Origin of the sequence: Salinisphaera sp. G21_0 (assembly GCF_017744115.1) — a bacterium.
Taxonomy (GTDB): Bacteria; Pseudomonadota; Gammaproteobacteria; order Pseudomonadales; family Endozoicomonadaceae; genus Endozoicomonas.
Genome location: NZ_JAGHQW010000141.1, coordinates 1 through 2,755, shown reverse-complemented (window position 1 = coordinate 2,755; position 2,755 = coordinate 1). Strand labels below are relative to the sequence as shown.

The following is a 2,755-nucleotide window of genomic DNA, read 5'->3' as shown; positions in this document are numbered from 1 at the left end:
TACCTTGGGAATTACCTCAGGTTCCCTTCTGGCAGCGGGCGGATTGGGGATTGCCGCCTATTCAACCTATCAATGGATTACCGGTTACCAGGAGGGGTTGCGTGGTCAGGAGCTGGCGATGAAACCACTGACCCGTGGTAAAGAGCTGGCAAGCGCCGCGGTCAACTCAGTATCCCAGGGTATTCAGGGAATCAGAGAACGAATGAACAGGCAGAGTGTTTCTACGCAGGAACCAGCCCATGAAATGAGCCAGGTAAAGACTGACAAAGTGACTGAGCTGGACAAACGTATTAATCAGCTATCACAACCGGAACATCCGGAAAACCTGTTACACGGTTTCAATGCAATTGGTGGGAAACCAGCGTCATGAAACTTGAATGTGTTCAAAAAGAAAGACCGCACTCTGGATTTTTGCCTCCCGTCTTAGGTTAGACATTAAGGAATCCATTGCAGAAAACCAGTTACTTTACTCCGCTGTTATTCCATACAGGGATGTACGAAACCCACCTTGCAGTGAGAACTATCTTGCCGGGCATTCACCTCCCTGTGGAATGGGTCCTGTGCAGGATGACAGCGGAGTGAATCGGTAGATTTTCGCTGCTAATGCTATCACCGGTCAAAGGGCATCCAACAGCCAACCATAACCGATACGTTCCTGTTCCAGACGGAGGTTTTTCCCGTAGGTGTTATCCTTCAGTGCCGCAAACAATGGCAATTCATCCGGGGTAAGTCCCGCCAGTTCACCGGTAAAACGTTTACTGTCCATTTCTTCCGTGCAAAGTTCCAGATGCGCTTGCAGGGTGGCCTGGTCCATCAACAAGAAGCGGGCTTGCGGGAATTGCTGCCGCAGGCGTGAGAGAATGGCAAAACCATGGGTGTCAATATCGCCCCAATAGATAATCTCTTTTTCCTTCAGCCAGCTAATGGAAGACAATGACTGAATACCATAGCCCAGCCCAAAGATTACAATGGCATCCGGTACCGGTGGAAAGGCAAGACCATTGACCTTGTTTTCCGTGATAAACACCTTGCGGGTTCCCGGATCTATGAATTGCGACACCGGAACCGTGATATCCGTCACCGGGCCGGGATGATCCAATAACCGGTATCGCACCAGTGGCTCATCAAACCGTAAGCCAAAGCGGCGCTCAAAACCGTTTTCTGCCAGACCGGCGATGGTTCCATCAAAATCCTCCGGTTCCAGGGCCAGGCTCAGCAATTCCGAGAGAATACCCTTGTTATTTTCAATAAATTTGCTGTCCACTCCCTGAATATCCAATTGTCGGATGTAACGTCCCGGTTTTGGGTTCAACTGAAAATATCGGCAGACCTTCAGTAACCGGGGCCAGCTATCAACCAGCTCCAGGGCTTTTAACGGCTTTTCCTGCAGCCAGGGCATTAATTCTGGTAGCTGTCGTCTGGTTGTGCCCGCCAGTTCATCAAACTGGCGAAAGGCTTTGATCTTGGCGATAAAACCCAGCCAGTCTTCCCGGTGTTCAAACACAATGCGCTGGGGGATGCGCTGGGTACCGAGCTGCTGATGGTTGATGCTGCGATAATCCAGCCGATAACCACTGCCTTTTACCGCTTTGCTATTGTTGTGCAACAGGGCTATCCAGTCCCGAACCTTGACAAACTCCTGGCTGAGCAATTTACCGGACGGTTTGCGAAATGTGATTTCCAGCGGGAACAGGGATTCTCCCTGCAAAACACTTCTCAGAAACGTCCCGGAAATCCAGGGGCGCAGGGATTTTTTCTGTAGTTCGGTGAGAGTAATCATTTAGCTAATGGCTTCTGCCCTGTGCTGGCTTATGGTTTCCTGCAGCAGGCGCTCCTGTTCCTGCTGTTTCTCCTTTTGGCCACCGGATTTGCCACCGGCATCGGAATAAAACTCTTTTTCCGAGTCATCTTCCCGGTAGCGTTTTTCACCCGTCGCCGCTTCGCAACGTTCCAGGCGCTGGCGCAAGGTGCGAAGAATGTCGGAGCCGGTTTCCAGCTGCTGCTTTTCCTGTTCCAGACTGTTGATCTGGATGGCCAGGGGCTGCCAGTTGATTTCGGCAAAATCCGTATATTTCAGCAGCAGCTTTAGATCTAACTGCCGCTGGTTCAGCTGGTTGATCTGCTGGTTAAACTGCATCTCGGAAGGTTTGGGGTCATGTATGGTCCGCCCCGCATTGCAAGGATAAGTTTTCCATCATGACTAAAGAGTAATGCTTCCACTCTATTAATAAAGAATCCTGCCTTTGGGGTGAGGTCTCAATGCCTCTGGCCCTGATGGAATCCGCTCACTCCCACCTCCAGGTCTTCGGCCTCTACGGGCCCTGGCCCTGGTCAGGTTCAAGCGAGTGCAGGCCTTACCTTTTATGCCATTATTTGAACTTTATCCGCGCAACTCGTTGCAGGCTTCTTACACTGATTAACCGCTTTTGCTTTTCTTGTCTAACGACAAATGTTTACTATTTTAGTGCCTATGTTCATGCTGCTGCCTTGTACGGCTCTTTCCTGGTTAACACAGCCCAGGCAATGCCAGCGTTTTTATTGGCAACAGCCACTGCTGATATATTCTTGTCCCTGCGCTGATCAAGCTCTTTAATCCAGTTATTACGTCGATCGTCGTGTTTATCGGCCACCCTGCCAACGGTTCTGCCACCGTGTATCAGCAGGGTTCGCAGGTAGGTATCGCCCCGTTTACTGATCCCCGGCAAGGTGGGTACGCCACCGGTAGACTGCTGTTTGGTTACCAGTCCAAGCCAGG

At 50.9% G+C, this 2,755-nt stretch carries 4 protein-coding genes; 1 reads left to right on the top strand and 3 read right to left on the bottom strand.

Going from position 1 to position 2,755, the window contains the following annotated elements:
• On the top strand, nucleotides 1-370 hold a 370-nt coding region (locus J7439_RS25210), incomplete at its 5' end, for a hypothetical protein (RefSeq protein ID WP_209204812.1).
• 246 nt (nucleotides 371-616) lie between these two features.
• Here the strand turns inward: J7439_RS25210 and J7439_RS25205 are convergent.
• The 3 genes from J7439_RS25205 to J7439_RS25195 form a co-directional block, all read right to left on the bottom strand.
• Nucleotides 617-1,780, bottom strand: a complete 1,164-nt coding sequence (locus tag J7439_RS25205; RefSeq protein ID WP_209204811.1) for a DUF3322 domain-containing protein — start codon at nucleotides 1,778-1,780, stop codon at nucleotides 617-619.
• Nucleotides 1,781-2,137: a hypothetical protein gene (locus J7439_RS25200; RefSeq protein ID WP_209204810.1), complete on the bottom strand. Its 357-nt coding sequence runs from the start codon at nucleotides 2,135-2,137 to the stop codon at nucleotides 1,781-1,783. It abuts the gene before it with no gap.
• Nucleotides 2,138-2,474: 337 nt separating this feature from the next.
• Nucleotides 2,475-2,755: transposase (locus tag J7439_RS25195; protein WP_209204809.1), on the bottom strand; the 281-nt coding region annotated here is incomplete at its 5' end.